The sequence below is a fragment of the Janthinobacterium tructae genome, from assembly GCF_006517255.1.
GTDB lineage: Bacteria > Pseudomonadota > Gammaproteobacteria > Burkholderiales > Burkholderiaceae_D > Janthinobacterium > Janthinobacterium tructae.
In genome coordinates, this window is record NZ_CP041185.1 from 3,950,180 (window position 1) to 3,972,022 (window position 21,843).

General features: G+C 60.5%; 16 protein-coding genes and 4 tRNA genes. 12 read left to right on the plus strand and 8 right to left on the minus strand.

Annotation, left to right across the window (positions count from 1 at the left end; all coding sequences use genetic code 11):
• Window position 1: 1 nt before the first annotated feature.
• On the minus strand, window positions 2-511 hold the full coding sequence (locus FJQ89_RS17300; RefSeq protein ID WP_141171062.1) for a GNAT family N-acetyltransferase: 510 nt from the start codon (window positions 509-511) through the stop codon (window positions 2-4).
• A gap of 256 nt (window positions 512-767) precedes the next feature.
• On the opposite strand from FJQ89_RS17300, the gene FJQ89_RS17305 reads away from it, so the two are divergent.
• Both FJQ89_RS17305 and FJQ89_RS17310 read left to right on the plus strand, forming a co-directional pair.
• The gene (locus FJQ89_RS17305; RefSeq protein ID WP_141171063.1) at window positions 768-1,694 is read left to right on the plus strand and encodes an ABC transporter ATP-binding protein; all 927 of its coding nucleotides are present in this window, start codon (window positions 768-770) and stop codon (window positions 1,692-1,694) included.
• A 9-nt stretch (window positions 1,695-1,703) separates the two neighbouring features.
• Window positions 1,704-5,285: an ABC transporter permease/M1 family aminopeptidase gene (locus FJQ89_RS17310; protein ID WP_141171064.1), complete on the plus strand. Its 3,582-nt coding sequence runs from the start codon at window positions 1,704-1,706 to the stop codon at window positions 5,283-5,285.
• 73 nt (window positions 5,286-5,358) lie between these two features.
• Here the strand turns inward: FJQ89_RS17310 and FJQ89_RS17315 are convergent, their stop codons facing one another.
• Window positions 5,359-6,138, minus strand: coding sequence for an acetoin reductase (locus FJQ89_RS17315; protein ID WP_141171065.1), 780 nt, complete (start codon window positions 6,136-6,138; stop codon window positions 5,359-5,361).
• 288 nt (window positions 6,139-6,426) lie between these two features.
• On the opposite strand from FJQ89_RS17315, the gene FJQ89_RS17320 reads away from it, so the two are divergent.
• Together FJQ89_RS17320 and FJQ89_RS17325 are read left to right on the plus strand one after the other, a co-directional pair.
• Entirely contained in the window at window positions 6,427-6,843 is a 417-nt protein-coding gene (locus FJQ89_RS17320) for a hypothetical protein (RefSeq protein ID WP_141171066.1), read from the plus strand.
• Window positions 6,844-6,957: 114 nt separating this feature from the next.
• Window positions 6,958-7,263 carry a hypothetical protein gene (locus FJQ89_RS17325; RefSeq protein ID WP_141171067.1) on the plus strand — a complete coding sequence of 102 codons (306 nt, stop codon included), beginning with the start codon at window positions 6,958-6,960 and terminating at the stop codon, window positions 7,261-7,263.
• An 82-nt stretch (window positions 7,264-7,345) separates the two neighbouring features.
• On the opposite strand, the gene ssb is transcribed toward FJQ89_RS17325, so the two are convergent.
• On the minus strand, window positions 7,346-7,864 hold the full coding sequence (gene ssb, locus FJQ89_RS17330; protein ID WP_071075050.1) for a single-stranded DNA-binding protein: 519 nt from the start codon (window positions 7,862-7,864) through the stop codon (window positions 7,346-7,348).
• Window positions 7,865-8,245: 381 nt separating this feature from the next.
• On the opposite strand from ssb, the gene uvrA reads away from it, so the two are divergent.
• The gene (gene uvrA / locus FJQ89_RS17335; protein WP_141171068.1) at window positions 8,246-11,095 is read left to right on the plus strand and encodes an excinuclease ABC subunit UvrA; all 2,850 of its coding nucleotides are present in this window, start codon (window positions 8,246-8,248) and stop codon (window positions 11,093-11,095) included.
• A gap of 63 nt (window positions 11,096-11,158) precedes the next feature.
• Here the strand turns inward: uvrA and FJQ89_RS17340 are convergent, their stop codons facing one another.
• Both FJQ89_RS17340 and FJQ89_RS17345 read right to left on the minus strand, forming a co-directional pair.
• Window positions 11,159-11,776 carry a hypothetical protein gene (locus tag FJQ89_RS17340; protein WP_141171069.1) on the minus strand — a complete coding sequence of 206 codons (618 nt, stop codon included), beginning with the start codon at window positions 11,774-11,776 and terminating at the stop codon, window positions 11,159-11,161.
• A 100-nt stretch (window positions 11,777-11,876) separates the two neighbouring features.
• Window positions 11,877-13,748: a phosphoenolpyruvate carboxykinase (GTP) gene (locus FJQ89_RS17345; protein WP_141171070.1), complete on the minus strand. Its 1,872-nt coding sequence runs from the start codon at window positions 13,746-13,748 to the stop codon at window positions 11,877-11,879.
• 331 nt (window positions 13,749-14,079) lie between these two features.
• Here FJQ89_RS17345 and FJQ89_RS17350 point away from each other — a divergent pair, with 331 nt between their 5' ends.
• Complete coding sequence (locus FJQ89_RS17350) at window positions 14,080-15,093, plus strand: D-2-hydroxyacid dehydrogenase family protein (RefSeq protein WP_141171071.1); 1,014 nt, start codon at window positions 14,080-14,082, stop codon at window positions 15,091-15,093.
• Here FJQ89_RS17350 and FJQ89_RS17355 read toward each other — a convergent pair.
• Complete coding sequence (locus FJQ89_RS17355; RefSeq protein WP_141171072.1) at window positions 15,081-15,854, minus strand: L-asparaginase; 774 nt, start codon at window positions 15,852-15,854, stop codon at window positions 15,081-15,083. The genes FJQ89_RS17350 and FJQ89_RS17355 overlap by 13 nt on opposite strands.
• A 162-nt stretch (window positions 15,855-16,016) precedes the next feature.
• Between FJQ89_RS17355 and FJQ89_RS17360 the strand changes: the two genes are divergently transcribed.
• Window positions 16,017-16,502, plus strand: a complete 486-nt coding sequence (locus FJQ89_RS17360) for an asparaginase domain-containing protein (RefSeq protein WP_034781194.1) — start codon at window positions 16,017-16,019, stop codon at window positions 16,500-16,502.
• Between the two features lie 78 nt (window positions 16,503-16,580).
• Here FJQ89_RS17360 and FJQ89_RS17365 read toward each other — a convergent pair whose 3' ends face one another.
• The gene (locus FJQ89_RS17365; protein WP_099761624.1) at window positions 16,581-17,477 is read right to left on the minus strand and encodes a recombination-associated protein RdgC; all 897 of its coding nucleotides are present in this window, start codon (window positions 17,475-17,477) and stop codon (window positions 16,581-16,583) included.
• 116 nt (window positions 17,478-17,593) lie between these two features.
• A complete protein-coding gene (gene dinB, locus FJQ89_RS17370) occupies window positions 17,594-18,712 on the minus strand; it encodes a DNA polymerase IV (protein ID WP_205704654.1) in 1,119 nt (372 codons plus the stop codon).
• 214 nt (window positions 18,713-18,926) lie between these two features.
• Between dinB and FJQ89_RS17375 the strand changes: the two genes are divergently transcribed.
• From FJQ89_RS17375 to FJQ89_RS17395, 5 genes are all read left to right on the plus strand, one after another.
• A complete protein-coding gene (locus FJQ89_RS17375) occupies window positions 18,927-21,092 on the plus strand; it encodes a S9 family peptidase (RefSeq protein ID WP_141171074.1) in 2,166 nt (721 codons plus the stop codon).
• A 99-nt stretch (window positions 21,093-21,191) separates the two neighbouring features.
• Window positions 21,192-21,267: transfer RNA gene (locus tag FJQ89_RS17380), tRNA-Val, on the plus strand.
• A 54-nt stretch (window positions 21,268-21,321) separates the two neighbouring features.
• Window positions 21,322-21,398: transfer RNA gene (locus FJQ89_RS17385), tRNA-Asp, on the plus strand.
• A 217-nt stretch (window positions 21,399-21,615) separates the two neighbouring features.
• Window positions 21,616-21,691 (plus strand) — tRNA-Val (locus FJQ89_RS17390).
• A gap of 57 nt (window positions 21,692-21,748) precedes the next feature.
• Window positions 21,749-21,825: transfer RNA gene (locus tag FJQ89_RS17395), tRNA-Asp, on the plus strand.
• Window positions 21,826-21,843 lie beyond the last annotated feature (18 nt).

A 21,843-nucleotide genomic window follows, 5' to 3' on the forward strand; every position in this document is an offset into this window, starting at 1 on the left:
CTCAGGCCGCCGATTTCAGCAAGGTCAGCTGGAACTGCGGCAAGTCCGGATCGTCGTAGGCCTCGACCCTGGCAAACGGCAGGCGCGCAAACGCCTGCTGCCAGAAGGCGCAGGCAGCGGCATCGGCGCGAAACATCGCCACCAGCCACGTCTGCTCGCTGTCCAGCAGCACCCTGCGCACCACTTCCAGCGCCACGCCCCGGCGCCGGTATTGCTTCAAAATAAAAAAGTCGCTGAACTCCTGCACCGCCAACCCGCCCGCCATGCCAGGCTCCGTGATGAAAAAGCCGGCCAGTTCACCATCGACCTCGATCCAGCTGGCCGTGTGGCCAGCTGCGTGCACATACGACGCCAGCCCCGCATCGCACACGTCGTAGCGGCCATCGGCCAGCAGCGCTTCACCGCTCCAGGCGGCATTGTCATAACAGTACAGTTGAAACAGCCGCGCCAGTGCCGCCTCTTCGCCCGGGGCAATGGCGCGCAAGGCGATGATCTTGTCTATGGCATGCATGAAAAGCTTTCCTCCACTGTGGTGTCGAACCAGTGCGCGATCTTATCACCGTCACTCATCCCCGCCTGGGGCATTTCATGCCCGTTTTTCCACCTCCGGTCGCAAAAAGATTACTTTTTTCCAATTGCTTATATATTATTTCCTTTAAGTAACATCCGCCATCGCGGTTGACAGAAAACAAGGGCGATCCCCTTGCACAGACCGGCAGACAGGTATCTGCCGGCTTTTTAGACCCAAGCTCTGGAGAGTGCTGCACATGCTATCGATCAAACAGCTGAACAAAACGTATGCCAATGGCGTCAAGGCCATCAATGATGTCAGCCTGGAGATTCCCAACGGAATGTTCGGCTTGCTGGGGCCGAATGGCGCAGGGAAGTCCTCGCTGATGCGCACCATTGCCACCTTGCAAGATCCCGACAGCGGCAGCATCCATTTCGATGGCATCGACGTGCTCAAGGACAAGGCTGGCTTGCGCCGCCAGCTCGGCTATCTGCCGCAGGATTTCGGCGTCTATCCGAAGGTCAGCGCGGAAACCTTGCTCAACCACTTTGCCGTCTTGAAAGGGTTGACGGAAAAGGGCCCGCGCAAGGAAGCCGTGGAAGCCTTGCTGCAGCAAACCAATCTGTGGGAAGCGCGCAAGCGCAACCTGGGCACGTATTCGGGCGGCATGCGCCAGCGCTTCGGCATCGCCCAGGCCCTGCTGGGCGCACCGCGCCTGGTGATCGTCGATGAGCCCACTGCCGGCCTGGACCCGGACGAACGCAACCGCTTCCTGAACCTGCTGGCGAAGATCGGCGAGCAAGTGGTGGTGATTCTGTCGACGCACATCGTCGACGATGTAACGGACTTGTGCCCGCGCATGGCCATGATCGTCAAGGGACAGGTACTGGTGCAGGGCGAGCCGCAGGCGGCCATCGATACCCTGCACGGCAAGGTCTGGCGCCGCAGTGTCACGACGGACGAACTGGCGCAGTACCAGCAAACCTTGAACGTGCTGTCGACGCGCCTGGTGGGCGGCAAGCCGCAAATCAACGTATATGCCGACAGCCAGCCCGACAGCGGCTTCATGCAGATCGCCGCGGATCTGGAAGACGTGTATTTCCTGCACGTGCGCAACGCTGCCCGCCACGGCGCCGCCGCTCCCGCTGCCGCACCGGCCACCTCAGCCGCCGTGGCAGCGTAAGGGGCCGCCATGTGGAAGGAATTTTTCAAGTTTGACCTCGTCTACCAGCTGAAACAGCCGCTGCTGTGGGTCTTTGCCGTCATCATGGCCCTGATGGCCTTTGGCGCCACCACCAGCGACTCGGTGCAGATCGGTGGCGCCATCGGCAACATCAACCGCAACGCTCCCACCGTGGTGGCGCAGATGCTGGGCATCTTCAGCCTGCTGGCGATGTTTCTCGTCACCGTCTTCATCGCCGGCGCCGTGCTGCGCGACAGCGAAGTGGGCATGGCCGACATGCTGTTCGCCACGCCCATGCGCAAGTGGGACTATCTGTTCGGCCGCTTCGCCGCCGGCTTTGCCGCCTGCCTGGTGATCTTCGTCGCCATTGCCCTGGCCACCATGCTCGGCCCCGTCATGCCCTGGGTCGATGCACAACGCGTGGGCGCGTTCTCGCTGCATACGTATGCCTGGAGCTTCGCCGTCATCGTCATCCCCAACCTGCTCTTCATCGGCGCCCTGCTGATGCTGCTGGCGGCCACCACGCGTTCGATGATGCTCGTGTACGTGGGCGTGCTGGGCTTTTTCGTGCTGTGGGCCGTGGCCGGCGTGTTTACGCGCGACATCAACAACGAATGGATCGCCGTGCTGCTCGACCCGTTCGGCGTGCGCGCCTTTGGCCGCATGACGCGCTACTTCACGGCCGCCGAGTCGAATGCCAGCCTGCCGCCACTGTCCGGTTTCCTGCTGGCCAACCGCTTGCTGTGGCTGGGCATCACCGTCGTGCTGTTTGCCGCCACCGTGATCCTGTTCAAACCGCAGCGCACGGGTACGGGCAAGCGCCTGTTCGGCAAGCACAAGGCGCCAGCGGCCGCGCCGGCCGTCACCGCGCCGCTGCACCTGCCGCGCAGCATTCCTACCTTTACCCCGGCAACGGCCTGGCGCCAGTGGTGGCAGATCCTGCGCTTCGATGCCGCCGGCGTCTTCAAGAGCGTGCCCTTCCTCGTCATGCTGCTGTTTGGCGTCATCAACCTGATCGCCGGCTCCAGCGTGGGCAAGAACATGTATGGCACGGCCGTGTATCCGATGACCCATTTGATGCTGCAAAGCATCAACAACAGCTTCAGCTTCCTGTTGATCATCATCGTCACCTTTTATGCCGGTGAGCTGATCTTCAAGGAGCGCCAGGTCAAGATCGCTGACGTCAGCGATGCCATGCCCGTGCCCGGCTGGGTGCCCCTGCTGGCCAAATGCACGGCCCTGGTCGGCGTCATCGCCGGCTACCTGCTGGTGGGCGTCATCACCGCCATCGGTTTCCAGCTCGTCAAGGGCGGCGCGCCCGTGGAACTGGGCCTGTACCTGAAAGGCACCCTGCTCGGTTCCCTCTTCTTCGTGCTGATGGGATTGTGCGCCCTCACCCTGCAAGTGCTGTCGAATAACAAGTTCATCGGCTACCTGCTGGTGATCCTGCTGATGGTGGCGCAAGCCGTGCTGGGCATGCTGCACCTGGAACACAACCTGTACGCCTTCGGCGGCACGCCGGCCATCAAGTATTCGGACATGAATGGCTATGGCCACTTCCTGACGGGCTGGGTCTGGTTCTCTCTGTACTGGAGCCTGTTTACCGTGGCACTCGTCATGCTGGCCCGTGCGTTCTGGGTGCGCGGCTTGTCCGCCGACTGGCGCGCGCGCGTGCGCCTGGCCCGCCAGCGCCTGCAAGGCCGCGCCGGTGCCGCCCTGGCCGTAGTCGTGCTGTGCTGGGCAGGCACGGGCGGCTGGATCTTCTACAACACGAACGTGCTGAACAAGTACGAGACGTCGGACATCGGCATGGACAAGCAGGCCCGCTACGAGAAATTGTACAAACAATACAAGGACTTGCCGCAGCTGAAGATCACCGACGTCCAGGCCGATGTGGATATTTATCCTGAGCAACGCAAGGTGTTGATCAAGGGCCACTACGTGCTGCAAAACAAGACGCAGCAGCCGCTCGATACCCTGCGCATCCAGCTCAACCCGGACCTGGAAACGCACTGGTTGAACTTGCCTGAGCACAAGGTCGTGCTCGATGACAAGGAACTCGGCTTCAGCATCCTCAAGCTGGCCCAGCCCCTGGCGCCGGGCGCCACCCTGCCGCTGGACTTCACGGTGGCCGTCACGCACCAGGGTTTCACCAACGACGGCGCGCCGGACCAGGTCAACCTGAACGGCAGCTTCTTCAACAACCAGGCCTTTTTCCCCCACTTCGGCTATGCGAAGGAAATGGAGTTGACGAACCGCAATGAGCGCCGCAAACGCGGCCTGGGCGAACCGCAGCGCATGGCCAAGCTGGAAGACAAGTCCGCCTACGGCAACACCGTCTTTGGCAATGAAGCGGACTGGATCAATTTCGACACCACCGTCTCCACCAGCGGCGAGCAGATCGCGCTGGCTCCTGGTTACCTGCAGGCAAGCTGGGAAAAGGATGGCCGCCGCTATTACCGCTACAAGATGGACCAGCCGATGATGCCGTTCTTTGCCTACCTGTCGGCCCGCTGGGAGGTAAAGAAAGGCGACTGGCATGGCGTACCGATCGAAATTTACTTTGATAAAAAGCATGGCTACAACACGGATCGCATGATTACCTCCGTGCAAAAGTCGCTCGACTATTACACCACCCAGTTCACGCCCTACCAGCACAAGCAGGTGCGCATCCTGGAGTTTCCTGGCTACCAGAGCTTCGCGCAGTCGTTTGCCAATACGATTCCGTATTCGGAAGGCATCGGCTTCATCGCCGACCTGCGCGACAAGGATGACATCGACTACGTGTTCTACGTCACGGCGCATGAAATGGCACACCAGTGGTGGGGCCACCAGGTGATCGGCGCCAACGTGCAGGGCGCCACCATGCTGATGGAATCGCTGTCGCAGTACTCGGCGCTGATGGTGATGGAAAAGGAATATGGCCGCGAAAAAATGCGCCGCTTCCTGCGCTATGAACTGGACCGCTATCTGAGCGGGCGCGGCGGAGAAGCCATCGAGGAACAGCCGCTGGCGCGCGTGGAAGGACAGCAATACATCCACTACAACAAAGGCAGCCTGGTGTTCTACCGCCTGCGCGACGAGCTCGGCGAGGAAGCCCTGAACCGTGCCCTGAAACGCTATCTGCAGGACAAGGGCTATCAGCAGGCGCCGTTCACCACCACCCTGGAACTGCTGGCCTACATCCGCGCCGAAGCGCCGCAGGACAAGCAGGCGCTGATCACGGACCTGTTCGAGAAGATCGTCTTCTACGACAACCGCGTGACGCAAGCGTCGGCCGTACAGCGCAAGGATGGCCAGTGGGATGTCACCATGCAGCTGCACCTGGCCAAGCTGGAGTCCGACGGCAAGGGCAAGGAAAGCGCGCGCGCCTATGACGAGCCGGTGGAAATCGCCATCTTCGCGCGCGCCCCTGGCGCCAAAGAAAAAGATGAAAAAGTCCTCTTCACGGACAAGCGCAAGGTGTCGGGCAGCGACCCGGTGATCACCATCACCGTGAAGGACAAACCGTTCGAAGTAGGTGTTGATCCTTACAACAAGATGATCGACCGCGTCCCGCGCGATAACCGCAAGGAAATCACGTTCAATTAAGGCTTGCTTGAACCAACGCAAACAGGCCACGCCGTCACCGACAGCGTGGCCTGTTTTTTATGCCGTCAGTGTTTTAACGGTACACGAGACCACCATCGATCAGCGGCGCCTGGCCCGTCATGTAGTCCGAGTCCGGCCCCGCCAGGAAGGAAACCAGCCCCGCCACGTCTTCCGGCGTCTCGGCACGTCCCAGCGCGATGCCGTCCACGTATTTCTTGTACGTCGCACCCAGTTCGGCGCCAGTCAGTTCGGCCATGCGCTTGTCGATCTCGACCCACATGTCGGTACCGACAACGCCGGGGCAATACGCGTTGACGGTAATGCCGTCGGCCGCCAGTTCCTTGGCCGCCGCCTGCGTCAGCGCGCGCACGGCAAACTTGGTGGCCGAATACACGCCCAGCAGGGCAAAGCCGTCATGCCCGGCGATGGAACAGGCATTGATGATCTTGCCCTTCTGCTGGCGTTTCTTGAACGTCTTGGCAGCTGCCTGGATGCCCCACAGCGTCCCTTGCACATTGATGCGCATGATGCGGTCGACTTCTTCCGGCGTGACGTCGAGCAAGGGCTGCACTTGCGCGATGCCGGCATTGTTGACGATGATGTCGAAGCCGCCCAATTCTTGTTCCGCAAACGCCACGGCGGCGCTCACCTGATCGAGCTGTGACACGTCGGCAATGAAGGTGACGGCGCGGCGCCCCAGCGCGCGCACTTCGGCGGCCGCCGCGTCCAGCTTGTCCTGGTTCAAATCCACCAGCGCGATATCGGCGCCATCATTGGCCAGGCGCAAGGCGATGGCCTTGCCGATACCTTGCGCGGCACCCGTGACCAGCGCGACTTTTCCGGAAATACCCATTTGCGTTCCTTTCAGTATAGGGAAAAAGAGCAGCAAAAAACCGGTCCGGCGCAGCAGCGCCTGCGGCCGGTTCCGCAGCGTAGAGACGCTTCAGCCTACCTGAAATTGAAATTTTTCCGCAACTTGAAACGTGCGCAGCCAAAAAAAGTACCTGGATCAAGAAAGGGGGAAAAACCATCCTCGAACTGGCCATGCGCGCGCTGCCGTACAGGCGCCTGGCAGCCGCTGGCGTAAGATGAATGGCCTCATCATCACCTGCTTATTCATCCACGTTCAAAGGAGTGCCATATGCTGCGTCGTCCACTACCCCTCCGCGCCAGCCTGCTGCTGGCGGCCCTGGTTTTCACCACGCCCGCCTGGAGCGCCGATCCGGTCCACAAGGAAACCGTCGAGTTGACGGCAAGCAAGAACGCGCACAGCGTGAAAGGCAAGATCAAGGGCTACGCCACGGCCGAATACACGCTCACTGGCAAGGCCGGCCAGACCCTCAGCGTCAAGCTCAAGACCAATCAGCCATCGAATTACTTCAACATCCGCCAGCCAGGCCAGGACGAAGCCCTGTTCATCGGCTCGACCAGTGGCAACAGTTACCAGGCGAAACTGCCGGCCGATGGCGAGTACACAGTGCAGGTATATTTGATGCGCAACGCGGCGCGCAGGAATGCGGTGGCCAGCTACAGCCTGGAGATGCGGCTGCACGATTGAGGTTTGCGTAATTCAGCATGCGCACCTGCCCTCCAGGCCAGCGGCATTGAATTTTTTCGCCTGCCGATGATCTTATCCATTGCTGGTTTTTCTGACTGACTCAATGGAGGAGATATGCAACAAGCCAATTTCATTGCCATCGTCCTGGCACTCAGCTGCAGCCTGGCAGGAGCGCAAACGCCCGAACGCATGGCAAAGCTCACCGCGAGCAACGTGTTATGGAAGGAAGCAACCATCGAAGGCAACGCCATGCATGCCTGCCAGCCGCTGAAAGGGGACACGGTTGCCATCCTTGATATCAAGAATGATCCACCAGGAAGCACAGCCGAAGCTCTTGCCCATGTACGCGTGATGAGCGGGCACTGCCGGGGCCAGATGGGCTGGATCGGGATGGCGCGCCTGGAAGCGCTTGCAAGGTAAGCGTTACTCTCTCCATAACGCAAAAAGCCTGTTTTCCTCTCGGAAAACAGGCTTCAGGCAACAAAAAACGACCTTGACCGAATTAGAACGGAATATCGTCATCCATATCCGAGAAGTTCGGTGCTGGCTTCGGTGCCGGGCGTGGTGCCGGTGCCGGGGCTGGACGCGGAGCGGGTGCCTGGCGCGGGGCCGGGGCGTCGTAGCCGCCACCACCACCGCCGCCGCCGTAGCTGTCATCGCCACCGCCGGCGTCGCCGCCCATGCCGGAGCGACCGCCCAGCATTTGCATCTGTTCCGCGATGATGTCGGTTGCGTACTTCTCGACGCCGTCCTTGTCCGTGTATTTACGCGTTTGCAGACGGCCTTCGACGTAGACGGACGAACCTTTTTTCAGGTATTGGCCGACGATTTCCGCCAGGCGGCCGAAGAACGAGATACGGTGCCACTCTGTCAATTCTTTTTGTTCGCCCGTATTGCGGTCCTTCGATTTGTACGAAGTGGCCACGGCGATGTTGGCGATCGCGTCGCCGCTAGGCATGTAGCGGATTTCCGGGTCACGGCCCAGATTGCCGACGATGATGACTTTGTTGACTGATGCCATGAATAACTCCTGATGAACTGCAGCGGGAGGCGGTGTCCCGCGCGTTAGTTTAGTGTACTAAACGAGGATTATAAGCGACCACGCGGCGCAAAGCACACGCTTTCTGGCGGATGCCCTCTCCCGTGCGGCAGCACGTTTTTTTCACGGCAGGTGAAAACAAGAAACTTGAATACTGGTATTATATACAGTGTTTAAACGTCTGCACGCATCTGTATCAAACTTTGTCGGGGCACGTTCGCCTGGCGGCGCAATCCGCCCATGGACGCCTCAGGCATGCAGAGCAAAACCCGGCTATAGTTACAGGTTGACCCGTTGTGGCTCCTCATCTGCACCCAGGCACAATGCGCCGGCCGCACCACTCACTGAAAGCAAGGCAATCACATGGAACAGATCCGCATTCGCGGCGCTCGCACGCATAACCTCAAGAATATCAATCTCGATTTGCCGCGCAATAAGCTGATCGTGATTACCGGCCTGTCCGGCTCCGGCAAGTCTTCGCTGGCCTTCGACACCCTGTACGCGGAAGGCCAGCGCCGCTATGTCGAGTCGCTGTCCGCCTACGCGCGCCAGTTCCTGCAATTGATGGAAAAGCCGGACGTCGACCTGATCGAGGGCTTATCACCGGCCATCTCCATCGAACAGAAGGCAACGTCGCATAACCCACGCTCAACGGTGGGTACCGTGACGGAAATCCACGATTATTTGCGCCTGCTGTACGCGCGCGTCGGCACGCCTTACTGCCCCGACCACCCGGAAAACGCGCTGGCCGCCCAGTCCGTGTCGCAAATGGTCGATGCCGTGCTGGCCATGCCGGAAGACACCAAGCTGATGATACTCGCGCCCGTCGTCGCGAATCGCAAGGGCGAACATGTCGACCTGTTCGAGCAGATGCAGGCGCAGGGCTTCGTGCGCTTTCGCGTACAGAGCGGCACGCATGCGGCCAAGATCTATGAAGTCGATGACCTGCCGAAATTGAAGAAGACGGAAAAACACACGATCGACGTCGTCATCGACCGGGTCAAGGTGAACCAGGAAATCAAGCAGCGCCTGGCGGAAAGTTTCGAGACGGCCCTGCGCCTGGCCGATGGCCGCGCCATTGCCTACGAAATGGATACCGCGCAGGAACACGTGTACTCCAACAAGTTCGCCTGCAATGTGTGTGGCTATTCCCTGCAGGAACTGGAACCGCGTTTGTTCTCGTTCAACAACCCCATGGGCGCCTGCCCCGAATGCGACGGCCTGGGACACATCGAATTCTTTGACCCGAAACGCATCGTCGCGTTCCCGAACCTGTCGCTGGCATCGGGCGCCGTCAAGGGCTGGGACCGCCGCAACCAGTTTTATTTCCAGATGCTGTCGAACCTGGCCGCCTACTATGAATTCGACCTGGACATGCCGTTCGAGCAGCTGGCACTGAATGCCCAGCAAGCCGTGCTGTACGGTTCCGGCAAGCAAGTGATTCCGTTTACCTATGTCAACGAACGGGGCCGCACCGTCATCAAGGAACACACGTTCGAAGGCGTGGTCAACAATCTGCAGCGCCGCTACCGCGAGACGGATTCGATGGCCGTCAAGGAAGAACTGGCCAAGTTCATCAATGAAAAATGCTGCCCCTCGTGCGATGGCGCGCGCCTGCGCGTGGAAGCGCGCTTCGTCAAGGTCGGCACGGGCAAGCAGCAGCGCGCCATCTATGAAGTGGCGGGAAAACCGCTGCGCGAGACGCTGGAATTTTTTGAAAAGCTGAAACTGACGGGCGCCAAGAAGGAAATCGCCGACCGCGTCGTGAAAGAAATCATTTCGCGCCTGAAGTTCCTCAACAATGTGGGCCTCGACTACCTGTCGCTGGACCGCAGCGCCGACACGCTGTCGGGCGGTGAAGCACAGCGCATCCGCCTGGCGTCGCAAATCGGCTCCGGTTTGACGGGCGTCATGTATGTGCTCGACGAACCGTCGATCGGCTTGCATCAGCGCGATAATGACCGTTTGATCGAAACGCTGAAACACTTGCGCGACATCGGCAACAGCGTGCTGGTGGTCGAGCACGATGAAGACGCCATCCGCACGGCCGACTACATCGTCGACATGGGCATCGGCGCGGGCGTACACGGCGGCGAGATCATCGCCGAAGGCACCCTGCAAGACATTCTCAAGAACAAGAAATCGCTGACGGCGCAATACCTGAACGGCAAGCTGAAAATTGCCGTGCCAGCCAAGCGCCACGCCAGCAATCCGGAAAAGCAATTGGTCATTACTGGCGCGACGGGCAACAACCTGAAAAAAGTGTCGCTGAGCTTGCCAGTGGGCTTGATGACGTGCGTGACGGGCGTCTCCGGCTCGGGCAAATCGTCGCTGGTCAACGATACCCTGTACCCGGCGCTGTCGCGCCATTTATATGGTTCGCAGACGGAGCCGGCGCCGCACGAATCGATCAGCGGCCTGGAGCACTTCGACAAGGTCATTTCCGTCGACCAGGCGCCGATCGGCCGCACGCCGCGCTCGAACCCCGCCACCTACACGGGCTTGTTTACGCCGATTCGCGATCTGTTCGCCACCGTGCCAACCGCCAAGGAACGCGGCTACAGCGCGGGCCGCTTCTCGTTCAACGTGAAAGGCGGGCGCTGCGAAGCATGCCAGGGCGATGGCGTGATCAAGGTCGAGATGCACTTCCTGCCCGACGTCTACGTGCCGTGCGACGTGTGCCACGGCAAGCGCTACAACCGCGAAACGCTGGAAGTGCACTACAAGGGCAAGAACATCACGGAAGTGCTGGGCATGACGGTGGAAGAGGCGCATGAGTTCTTCAAGCCCGTGCCCTTGATCGCGCGCAAGCTGCAAACCCTGCTCGACGTGGGCCTCGGCTACATCAAGCTGGGCCAGAGCGCCACCACCCTGTCCGGCGGCGAGGCGCAGCGCGTCAAACTGTCGCTGGAATTGTCCAAGCGCGACACGGGACGCACCCTGTACATCCTCGATGAACCGACCACGGGCTTGCACTTCCACGACATCGACTTGCTGCTGAAAGTCATCCACCGCCTGCGCGACCAGGGCAACACTTTGGTGATCATCGAGCACAACCTGGACGTCATCAAGACGGCCGACTGGCTGGTCGACCTGGGCCCGGAAGGCGGTGCCGGTGGCGGGCAGATCATTGCCACGGGCACGCCCGAAGACGTGGCGCTGAACCCGGCCAGCGTGACGGGGAAATACCTGGGGCCACTGTTGAAGCAATAAGCAGCAGCACTTAAAAAATGGCGCGGATTGCCTCAGCATCCGCGCCGTTTTTTTATGCCGGGTCTACGGCAATGCCGGCAGGGTCACGTTCTTGTCCTTGGCTACTTCCGCAACTTTCATTTCCATATAGCTCCAGACCTTTTCCAGCGCATCGTAAAAGACTACGGCCTCATCAAGTACACGGGGAGCAAGCAAACACATGCCGCGCGCCTTCTGTGCTGGGTGGTCGTTCATGGTGGCGTCCCAAAACTGCACCGTCAGCACCTGAATCTTCCATCGCTCGGTCGCCTTCTTCCTGCCAGCCTCCACAGCCTTCCCACTCTCATCCGTCCACATATTCGTAAAGAACGTCACGGAGTCGTCATCCGACCACACACCGCTTTGTTTCAAGGCAGCCACCATGCCGTCCAGGTTTTTTTGATGTCCGGCCTGCTGCTCCCTGAGGCGCTCGACATTGTTCTTCATGCCGGCAGAAAATGTATGGTCATATTGCTTGGCATAGTCCGCACTTTCACAATCCTGGCGATGCTCGGCATGGGCGCGGCTACCGAGCAGGCAGGCGGCCACGGTGCTAAGGATGATGATCGTTTTTTTCATGTTTTGAATAGGCATGACAACAAATAATTTCCACAGGACAATTATTGTACCTGCCATAAAAAACGGCGCGGATTGCTCATGCAATCCGCGCCGTTTCTCTTTTTGCTAGCACCCCAGTCATTGCCGGCGTGTCATTTATCGCACGCCAGTCTTTGCCGGCGTGTTTCTCCCCCACTACTAACGCTTACTCAGCCAAACGCTTTTCCAGCGCAGCCTTGTGATCTGTCAATTCTTGCGGCAGATGATACGCGAGTTTTTCAAACAGCTCCGTATGCAATTTCAATTCGTCCCGCCACGCCGCCTTGTCGATCGAAGTGATGGTGTCGAACTGTTCTTGCGTGAATGGCAAGCCATCCCAGTTCAGGTCGCCATACTGCGGCGTCGTGCCGAACAGGTTTTCCACGCCGCCCGCCGTGCCTTCGATACGCTCGAGCATCCACTTCAGCACGCGCATATTGTCGCCAAAGCCAGGCCAGACGAACTTGCCTGCCTCGTCCGTGCGGAACCAGTTGACGCAGTAGATCTTCGGCAGGGCCGCCGGGTTCACTTTACCCACCTTGACGCCCATGTCCAGCCAGTGCTGGAAGTAATCGCTCATGTTATAGCCGATAAACGGCAACATGGCAAATGGATCGCGGCGCACGACGCCCATCTGGCCCACGGCGGCGGCCGTCGTTTCGGAACCCATGGTGGCAGCCATGTAGACGCCTTCGACCCAGTTGCGCGCTTCGGTGACCAGCGGCACGGTGGTCGAGCGGCGGCCGCCGAAGATGAAGGCCGAGATCGGCACGCCGGCCGGATCGTCCCAGGCGGCGTCGATCACGGGGTTTTGTGTGGCAGCAACTGTGAAGCGCGCGTTCGGGTGCGCCGCCTTGGTGCCGGACGCTGGCGTCCAGTCCTTGCCCTGCCAGTCGATCAGGTGGCTTGGCGCTTCTTTCGTCAAGCCTTCCCACCAGACGTCGCCGTCGTCCGTCAGCGCCACGTTGGTGAAGATCGTGTTGTCGCGCATGGACGCCATGCAGTTGTAATTGGTTTTTTCGTTGGTGCCCGGCGCCACGCCAAAATAACCGGCTTCCGGGTTAATGGCATATAAACGGCCATCGGCACCGGGCTTGATCCAGGCGATATCGTCGCCGATGGTGGTCACTTTCCAGCCGTTAAAACTTGCCGGCGGGATCAGCATGGCGAAGTTGGTCTTGCCGCAGGCCGATGGGAACGCTGCCGCGACGTAATGCTTCTTGCCTTCCGGCGATTCCACGCCGAGGATCAGCATGTGTTCGGCCAGCCAGCCCGGGTTGTTGTCGGACGCTTGCGCTTCCTGGTAGCCCATGTTCGAGGCGATGCGCAGGGCGAAGCATTTCTTGCCCAGCAAGGCGTTGCCGCCGTAGCCGGAGCCGAAAGACCAGATTTCACGCGTTTCCGGGAAATGCACGATGTATTTGGTGCTGTTGCACGGCCATTTCACGTCTTGCTGGCCGGCAGCCAGCGGCGCGCCCACGCTGTGCACGCACGGCACGAAGGCGCCATCGGTGCCCAGCACGTCGTACACGGCACGGCCCATGCGGGTCATGACCTTCATGTTCACGGCGACATACGGCGAATCGGACAGTTCCACGCCGATGTGCGCGATGGGCGAGCCCAGCGGGCCCATCGAGAAGGGCACGACGTACATGGTACGGCCGCGCATGCAGCCGTCGAACAGGCCGTTCAGGGTGTGGCGCATTTCGCCAGGCTCGGTCCAGTTATTCGTCGGGCCGGCCGCTTCTTTCGTTGCCGAGCAGATATACGTGCGGTCTTCGACGCGGGCCACGTCGCTCGGGTCCGAGCAGGCCAGATAGGAATTCGGGCGCTTTTCGGCATTCAGTTTTTTCATGGTGCCGCTGGCAACCATTTCGGCACACAGGCGCTCGTACTCTTCCTGCGAACCATCGCACCAGTAAATACGCTCCGGCTTGGTCAGCGCGGCAATGTCGGCCACCCAGTTGATCAGTTTCTGTTGTTTAATATAAGCTGGGACGTTGAGTGCGGCGACGCCACCCATGACGGGCTGATTCATATTACCTCCAATACCAATAAAAGAAATTCTGGTCATTCCGGCAAGACAGGCAGCATCGTTGAGAGGTGGCTGCGGCTCACTGCGGGCGGCGTCTTCACGCGGGCAGGGCTCTGGTGTTGTCGTTTACCTGGATCATGCGCCCAGGCTGCGGGAACGGTTTGCGCTATAACTATACTCAGGAAGCTTCAAAAGTGCCGGCGATTGTACACCCGCCAATCAGCTATTCTCGCAAAAATGTAGGAGAATAGCTTGACTAATGTAGTAGGCTATTCAGCATTTCCCGTATCCTGTTATTTCCCTACCAAATCCTCACTAAAATCGGCCATCCACCATGAAAATTGCCATACTCGATGATTACCAGGATGCCGTGCGCGGCCTCGATTGTTTCCCATTGCTCGATGGCCACGAGGTCAAAGTGTTCAGCAATACGGCGCGGGGACTGGGCCAGCTGGCCATCCGCCTGGCGCCGTTCGACGTGCTGGTGCTGATCCGCGAACGCAGCAGTTTCAACCGCGCCTTGCTGTCGAAACTGCCGAACCTGAAACTGATTTCGCAAACGGGCAAGGTCAGCGGCCACATCGATGTGGCGTCCGCCACGGAGCTGGGTATCGCCATCGCGGAAGGTATCGGCTCGCCCACGGCGCCGGCCGAACTGACGTGGGCGCTGATCATGGCGGCGCAGCGCAAGATCGTGCCGTATGCGCAACATCTGCAGGAAGGACTGTGGCAAACGTCATCGATCGAGCCGGCGCGCAACACGCTCGGCACGGTATTGAAAGGGCGCACCCTGGCGATCTGGGGCTACGGCAAGATCGGTCAATTGATCGCCGGCTATGGCCGCGCCTTCGGCATGACCATTCTCGTGTGGGGCAGCGAAGCGAGCCGCGCGGCGGCCGTGGCCGCTGGCGACACGGCGGCGGTGTCGCGCGCAGCGTTCTTTGAACAAGCCGACGTATTGAGCTTGCACCTGCGCCTGTCCGAGACGACGCGCGGCCTGGTAACAGCCGAGGACCTGGCGCGCATGAAGCCAAACTCGCTTTTCGTCAACACCAGCCGCGCCGAACTGGTGGCCGAGGGCGCGCTGGAAGCCGCGCTGCAGCAGGGGCGCCCGGGCGCGGCCGCGCTGGACGTATTCACGGACGAGCCGCTGCCGCCAGGCGCGCCATTGCTGCTGCTGCCGAACGTGCTGGCCACGCCACACCTGGGCTACGTCGAGCGTGACAGCTATGAACTGTACTTCCGCTACGCCTTGCAAAACATCGTCGATTTTGCGCAGCATCAATGCACGCGCCTGCTCAATCCCGAGGTGTTGCAGCATGCGCGGCAAGCCCCTCAGGAGCGTTGAAACCCCTTGATGAGGTCAGGTTCGCCCGTGATGCGGATGGCGGGCGCGGGCAGCGCGTGCCGGCCGCGCCACAGGCCGGCCCAGCCGGGTGGCCAGGCGATGTCCGGCCCGGCATACGGCGCCACGCCGGCGCGCACGGCGACCACCGGCACGGGCGGCATGTCCTGCAAGGGCTCGCCCGGAGTGCGCTGCATGTCCAGGCTGTACATGTAGTTGGGTAATAGCGCATCGCAGACGCGGCCAAACCACGCGCTATGGTCGTCGTCGCGCCCCAGCGCCTGCGCCAGGCCTTGCGGATCGAAACGCGCCAGGGCATCGATCAGCTCGCCGGTGGTGGCGCCGGGCGTATCGCCCCAGCCCATCACGGGGTTGACGTTGTAATCGGCGCCCGAACCGTACCAGCCTTCGCGCCAGGGTCGCTGCATCCAGTCGCGCGGCCCGGTAAACAAATGCCAGCGCCAGTGCAGGCCGGACGGCTTGGGCCAGGAATACAGATACAGTTTTTGATAGCCGGCCTGGTGCAGCTCGCGCACCATGGCCATCAGACGCGCATGCGGCATGCGGTCGGGCGGCGCGCGGCGAAACAAAATCGCTTCGCCATCGGCAAACTGCACATCGTCGGTCGACAGGTTCAGGTCCAGGGTGCGCGCTTCGCTGCCGAAACGGGCGGCGATCCAGCCCGTCAGCAAATTGACGGACGTGATGACGCCATAGCCGCGGTGGCGGTGAAAAATGACGGTGCCGGGAGCGAGCGCTTTCATACGGAGTCGGGGTGGCAGGCAAACAAAGAAACCAGTGTACTCACAGATGGCCAAATTTTCCAGATGCGATCTGCAACGGCCCGCAACGGACCCGCCATTCACGCAAGGCACACAATCCACGCTATCATGCGCGTCATTCTCCACTGACATCGTGACCACATCATGACTTTGCGCATACTCGCCACCGGCGGCACTTTCGACAAACACTACAACGAATTGAACGGTACCCTGGGCTTTTCCGACAGTCATTTGCCGGCAGCGATAGCCCGCGCGCGCATGACGGCACCCGTGGCCCTGGAGCAACTGCCGCTGCTCGATTCGCTCGACATGCAGGATGCGGACCGCCAGCGCGTGCTGGCCTCGTGCCGCGCGGCACAGGAGAAAGCCATCGTCATCATCCACGGCACCGACACCATGCGCGAGACGGCGCAAGTGCTGGGCGCGGCTAACCTGCAGCAAACGGTGATTTTGACGGGCGCCATGATTCCCTACGAAATCGACAACTCCGATGCCCTGTTCAACCTGGGCTTTGCCTGCGGCGTGGCGCAAACCTTGCCAGCGGGCGTGTACGTGGCCATGAATGGCCAGATCTTCGCCTGGGACAATGTGCAAAAGAACCGCGCCGCCGGCGTGTTCCAGCCCTTGTAAGCCGATGCCGGGACAGGGCTAAAAGCACAGGCGAAAAAAAGGAGCCGAAGCTCCTTTTTCGTACCGACATGACTGCGTTTATGCAGTCGCTTCGCCGCCCAATGCTTCGACCACGTCGGCCATCAGCTTGGAGAGCTCGCCCGTCATCAGCATCAGGTCGCCGTCGAAACGCTCGTCGTCGTTCTTCGTGCTCGATTCCGTTTCCTTGATCACGTCCAGCGGCTTGACGCTCTTGATGGCCAGGGACTCCGTCAGCACGAACGAGATCTTGTCGTTCCACGTCATGGCCAGGCGCGTGCACTGCTTGCCGGCCGCGATGTGGCGGCGCACGTCGTCCGCTTCCAGCGTGTGGCGCACGTAGCGCACGGTGGCCTTGCTTTCGCCCGTGGCGCGCAATTCCGTGTCCATGTCGACTGTGAAGCCGGCAGGCGCATCGTCGGCCTGCAGCCATTCCGTCATCACCGCCACCGGCGAGCGCTGCACGCGCAAGCTTTCCAGCGGCAGTTTATCCACGGCTTTGAGCAACAGCTTGATGACTTCATCGGCTTTTGCCGGGCTGGCCGCATCGACCACCAGCCAGCCATTGACGGGGTCGATCCACGTCCAGACATTGCTGCGGATGCTGAAGGCGCGCGGCAGCAACTCGTCGGCCACGCGTTCCTTCAATTCTTTCATGGCCTTTTTACCGGGCGCAAAGCCTTGCGCTTCTTCCATCTCGGCAGCGCGGGCCTTGGCCACCTGGTTGATGACGGTCGCTGGCAACAGTTTCTTTTCCGTGCCCAGCAAGATCAACATTTGCTTGTTGACCACGTGCACCAGACCACCGTTCGGGCGCGGCGTATCCCAGCCCTGGCGCATCAGATCCATGCTGGTCGCCGGCGTAAATTTGTTCGAGGACAAGGCCTCTTCCAGTTGTTCTGGCGTGTAAGCCCACGGTGCGGGCAGGCGGTAAATCTGAAGATTCTTGAACCACATAGTTTTTGTCTTCCGTTTGTTTCAGTAGTGCCAGGGGAACGCCATTCTACACTTTCGACGTGAAAATACCGTCAAAAGCGCGGTCCGGCGCGGTATGTATATTGTAGGAAACGCCGCTAGAGCCTTGGAAACAGCTCCGCCTGGGCCGGTATCTGCCGCGTCACGACGGCCGGATCGGACAAGGTCGAGATGCGTACGCCCAGCAGGCGGATTTTCTTGTCAAATGGCACGCGCCGCAGACAATCGCGGCTGGCGCGCAGGATGGCGGCGGCGTCCGCCGTGGCGCTGGGCAAGGTGATGTCGCGCGTGACGGTGCTGAAATCCTCGAAGCGCAGCTTGATGCCCACCGTGCGCCCCGCCAGCGATTGTTTGTCCAGGTCGCCCGCCACGCGCGTGCACAGGCTTTCCAGCTTTTCCGACAGGGTGGCGCGGTCGCGCACCACCTGCAAATCGCGCTCGAATGTCGTTTCGCGGCTGACGGACTTGGTTTCCCGGCTCGTCTGCACGGGCCGCTCGTCGATGCCCAGCGCCGCCTGGCGCAGCCAGCCCGTGTACAGGTCGCCGAACTGCGTGCGCAGCATGGTCAGATCGGCCCGCGCCAGCTCGCCGATGCTATTGACACCCAGCGCTTCCAGCTTGGCCGTGGCCTTCGGGCCGATGCCGTTGATCTTTTTTGCCGGCAAAGGCCAGACCCGCGTTTCGACATCCTCGGGCGACAAGATGGTGAGCCCGTCGGGCTTTTCCAGGTCGGAACAGATTTTTGCCAACAATTTGTTGGGCGCCAGGCCGACCGAGCACGACAGGCCCGTCGCCTCGAACACGGCCGCCTTCAGGCGCGCCGCCATGGCCGGCGCCTGCTCGCCGTATTCCGTCAGGTCGACATAGATTTCATCGATGCCCACGTTCTGGATGATGGGGCACAACTGGGCCACGGCTTGCTTGAAGCGCGCCGAATACTCGCGGTAAGCCTCGAAGTCGGCGGGCAGCAGGATGCTGTCGGGCGCCAGCTTGGCCGCCTTCATGATGCCCATGGCGGAAAACACGCCAAACTTGCGCGCCGCGTAGGTGGAGGTGGTGACGACGCCGCGCCCCACGTAGTCGCGCATGCGCGCAAACTGCCGCGTGCCGTCACTCTGCAGCACCGGTTGCTGCAAGCGCCCGCCGCCGATGACGACAGCTTCGCCGCGCAATTCGGGATATTTCAGCAGTTCCACGGAGGCAAAGAAGGCATCCATGTCCAGGTGGGCTATCCAGCGGCGGGCGGGTGGCTCGGGAAGTGGGGAGGCAGATGTGGTCAAGGACACCTCGCGGCAGAATACTGTAGTTATATACAGTATCGCTGGAAATGCCCGTGGATGCAAGTTGAAACGCACGCATTGGTGGTGCCTGGCAGTTGCTTTTCTCAATGGCAAGATTACAATCCTGACACAACTATTCAAAGGAGTCGCCTTGTCCATTACCCATCACGCTGCGCGCCGCCGCTCCGCCTGGTTATCCATCCTGCCGGCCCTGCTGTTGTCCACCCTGGCGCCATCCGCGCTGGCCGACACCACCACCGTTGCCACGCCCACCGCGCCGGTCGCCGCCAAGACAGCCTGGCAGGAAACGCGCCACGGCACGCTCGTCACGGACGACTACCGCTGGCTGCAAAAGAAGACCGATCCTGCCGTGATCGATTACCTGAATGCGGAAAACGCCTACACGGCGGCCGTCACGGCCCCGATCCAGCCGCTGGCCGACAAGGTGACTGCGGAGATCAAGGGCCGCATGCAGGAAGTGGATCTGTCCGTGCCTGCGCGCCAGGGTAACTTTTACTATTACACGCGCACGGAAGCGGGCAAGCAATACCCGCTGCATTGCCGCCGCCCTGTCGGCGCTGGCGGCGCCTACGATGCGCAGGCAGCTGAGGAAATCCTGCTGGACCAGAATCAATTGGCCGAAGGCCACAAATTCTTTGCCGTGCGCGCGTTTGCCATCAGCCCGAATGAGCAATTGCTGGCCTATACCACCGACACGACGGGTTTCCGCCAGTACGAGCTGCATGTCAAGGATTTGAAAACGGGCAAGTTGCTGGGCGATACCATGCCTAGAGTCACGTCGCTGGCCTGGGCGGCGGACAATGCCACGCTGATGCTGACGCAGGAAGACGCCACCACCAAGCGCGCGGACCGCTTGTTCCGCCTGGCCCTGGGCGGCACGCCGCAGCAGGTCTACCACGAGCCGGTGGAACAATTCGCCATCGGCGTGAGCCGCACGCGCGATCAGCGCTACTTTGTGCTCACCGCGCGCAGCACGGATACCAGCGAAGTGCTGCTGTTGCCAACGAACAAGCCGGAAGGCCATTTCCAGAGCGTGCTGAAACGCGAAAAAGGCCATCGCTACAGCGTCGAACACCGCGACGGCCAGCTGTATATTCTGACCAACAAAGAGGCGAAGAATTTTCGCGTCGTCAGCGCGCCATTGTCTGCGCCGCAGCCGAAACACTGGAAACCCGTCGTGCCGCACAACAAGGATGCCGTGATCCAGTCCATCGACGTGTTCCAGGGCTACCTGGTGGTGATGGAAAAGGCGCGTGCGCTGAACCGCGCGCGCATCTTTGATTTTGCGCACAAGAATTGGAAGACGGTGCAGTTCGACGACCCCGTCTACCTGGCCACGGCGGCCGGCACGCCCGAATTTACCGCCACGCAATTTCGCATGTCCTACCAGTCGCCCGTCACGCCGCCCACCGTCATCGACGTCAGCATGCAGGACGGCAAGCGCACGGTGCTGAAACAGCAGGAAATCGTCGGCGGCTTTGACGGCAGCCGCTACACCACGCAGCGCCTGTGGGTGACCGCGCGCGATGGCGTGCAAGTGCCGCTGTGGATCGTCTACAAGAAGGGCGTCAAGCTCGACGGTTCTGCGCCGCTGCTGCTGTACTCGTATGGCTCGTATGGCATTTCCACGGAAGCCAGTTTTGCCATCAGCCGCATCAGCCTGCTGGAGCGGGGCGTCATCTATGCGCAGGCGCATATTCGCGGCGGCACGGACATGGGCGAAGCCTGGCATGAAGACGGCATGCTGATGAAGAAGAAAAACACCTTCAATGACTTCATCGACAGCGCCGACTACCTGGTGCGCGAAAAATGGACCAGCCCGAACCGCCTGATCATCCAGGGCGGCAGCGCCGGCGGCCTCCTGATGGGCGCCGTCGTCAACATGCGCCCTGAGCTGTTCCACGCCGTGCACGCGGCCGTACCGTTCGTCGACGTGATGAACACCATGATGGACGCCAGCCTGCCCCTGACGACGGGCGAATACCTGGAATGGGGCGACCCGAACCAGAAAGCGGCCTACGACTACATGCTCAGCTACTCGCCCTACGACAACATTGCGCGCAAGAATTACCCGGCCATGCTGGTGACGACGGGCCTGAACGACAGCCAGGTCATGTACTGGGAACCGGCCAAGTATGTGGCCAAGCTGCGCGCGCATAAAACGGACGGCAATGCGCTGCTGCTGAAAACGAATATGGGCGCCGGCCACGGCGGTGCTTCGGGCCGCTACAACGCCATCGCCGAGAATGCCTTCAATATGGCGTGGATGCTGTCGCAGTGGGGTATTACCCAATAATGTAAAAAAAGCGCTTGCAGAAGGATTTTAGCCATCCTATAATAGCGCCTCTTCCAGACGTGGTGACAAACGTCGGGATGGTTTTCTGAGACAAGCAACGGGTGCTTAGCTCAGTTGGTAGAGCGGCGCCCTTACAAGGCGTAGGTCGGGAGTTCGAGCCTCTCAGCACCCACCAAATCAGAAAACTGTCCAGTGCTTCATGGATCAGCAATACAGATCATACGAGCTTGGAGTGGTAGTTCAGTTGGTTAGAATACCGGCCTGTCACGTCGGGGGTCGCGGGTTCGAGTCCCGTCCGCTCCGCCAATAAAAGAAAAGCCCTTTGGTTCTCTGAACCGAAGGGCTTTTCCCATTTCAGCAGCCAAAAACACGTCATTACTCCCTTGCTTGAACATTTTTGCACTTTTCAGCAAAAAAACTGCTTTTCCCCCTCAAGAATAGTTGCACAAGCACGAAAGCGCCCCCTATAATAGTGCCTCTTCCAGACGTGGTGACAAACGTCGGGATAGTTTTCTGGGTATGCGGGTGCTTAGCTCAGTTGGTAGAGCGGCGCCCTTACAAGGCGTAGGTCGGGAGTTCGAGCCTCTCAGCACCCACCACCAATACAGAAAATTATCCAGTGCTTCATGGATCAGCAACACAGATCATACGAGCTTGGAGTGGTAGTTCAGTTGGTTAGAATACCGGCCTGTCACGTCGGGGGTCGCGGGTTCGAGTCCCGTCCGCTCCGCCAATAAAAGAAAAGCCCTTT

Bases quoted from the DNA above. Each gene is read 5' to 3' on its own strand.
- FJQ89_RS17300 (WP_141171062.1), bottom strand. From the start codon at position 511: ATGCATGCCATAGACAAGATCATCGCCTTGCGCGCCATTGCCCCGGGC.
- FJQ89_RS17305 (WP_141171063.1), top strand. From the start codon at position 768: ATGCTATCGATCAAACAGCTGAACAAAACGTATGCCAATGGCGTCAAG.
- FJQ89_RS17310 (WP_141171064.1), top strand. From the start codon at position 1,704: ATGTGGAAGGAATTTTTCAAGTTTGACCTCGTCTACCAGCTGAAACAG.
- FJQ89_RS17315 (WP_141171065.1), bottom strand. From the start codon at position 6,138: ATGGGTATTTCCGGAAAAGTCGCGCTGGTCACGGGTGCCGCGCAAGGT.
- FJQ89_RS17320 (WP_141171066.1), top strand. From the start codon at position 6,427: ATGCTGCGTCGTCCACTACCCCTCCGCGCCAGCCTGCTGCTGGCGGCC.
- FJQ89_RS17325 (WP_141171067.1), top strand. From the start codon at position 6,958: ATGCAACAAGCCAATTTCATTGCCATCGTCCTGGCACTCAGCTGCAGC.
- ssb (WP_071075050.1), bottom strand. From the start codon at position 7,864: ATGGCATCAGTCAACAAAGTCATCATCGTCGGCAATCTGGGCCGTGAC.
- uvrA (WP_141171068.1), top strand. From the start codon at position 8,246: ATGGAACAGATCCGCATTCGCGGCGCTCGCACGCATAACCTCAAGAAT.
- FJQ89_RS17345 (WP_141171070.1), bottom strand. From the start codon at position 13,748: ATGAATCAGCCCGTCATGGGTGGCGTCGCCGCACTCAACGTCCCAGCT.
- FJQ89_RS17350 (WP_141171071.1), top strand. From the start codon at position 14,080: ATGAAAATTGCCATACTCGATGATTACCAGGATGCCGTGCGCGGCCTC.
- FJQ89_RS17355 (WP_141171072.1), bottom strand. From the start codon at position 15,854: ATGAAAGCGCTCGCTCCCGGCACCGTCATTTTTCACCGCCACCGCGGC.
- FJQ89_RS17360 (WP_034781194.1), top strand. From the start codon at position 16,017: ATGACTTTGCGCATACTCGCCACCGGCGGCACTTTCGACAAACACTAC.
- FJQ89_RS17365 (WP_099761624.1), bottom strand. From the start codon at position 17,477: ATGTGGTTCAAGAATCTTCAGATTTACCGCCTGCCCGCACCGTGGGCT.
- dinB (WP_205704654.1), bottom strand. From the start codon at position 18,712: ATGGATGCCTTCTTTGCCTCCGTGGAACTGCTGAAATATCCCGAATTG.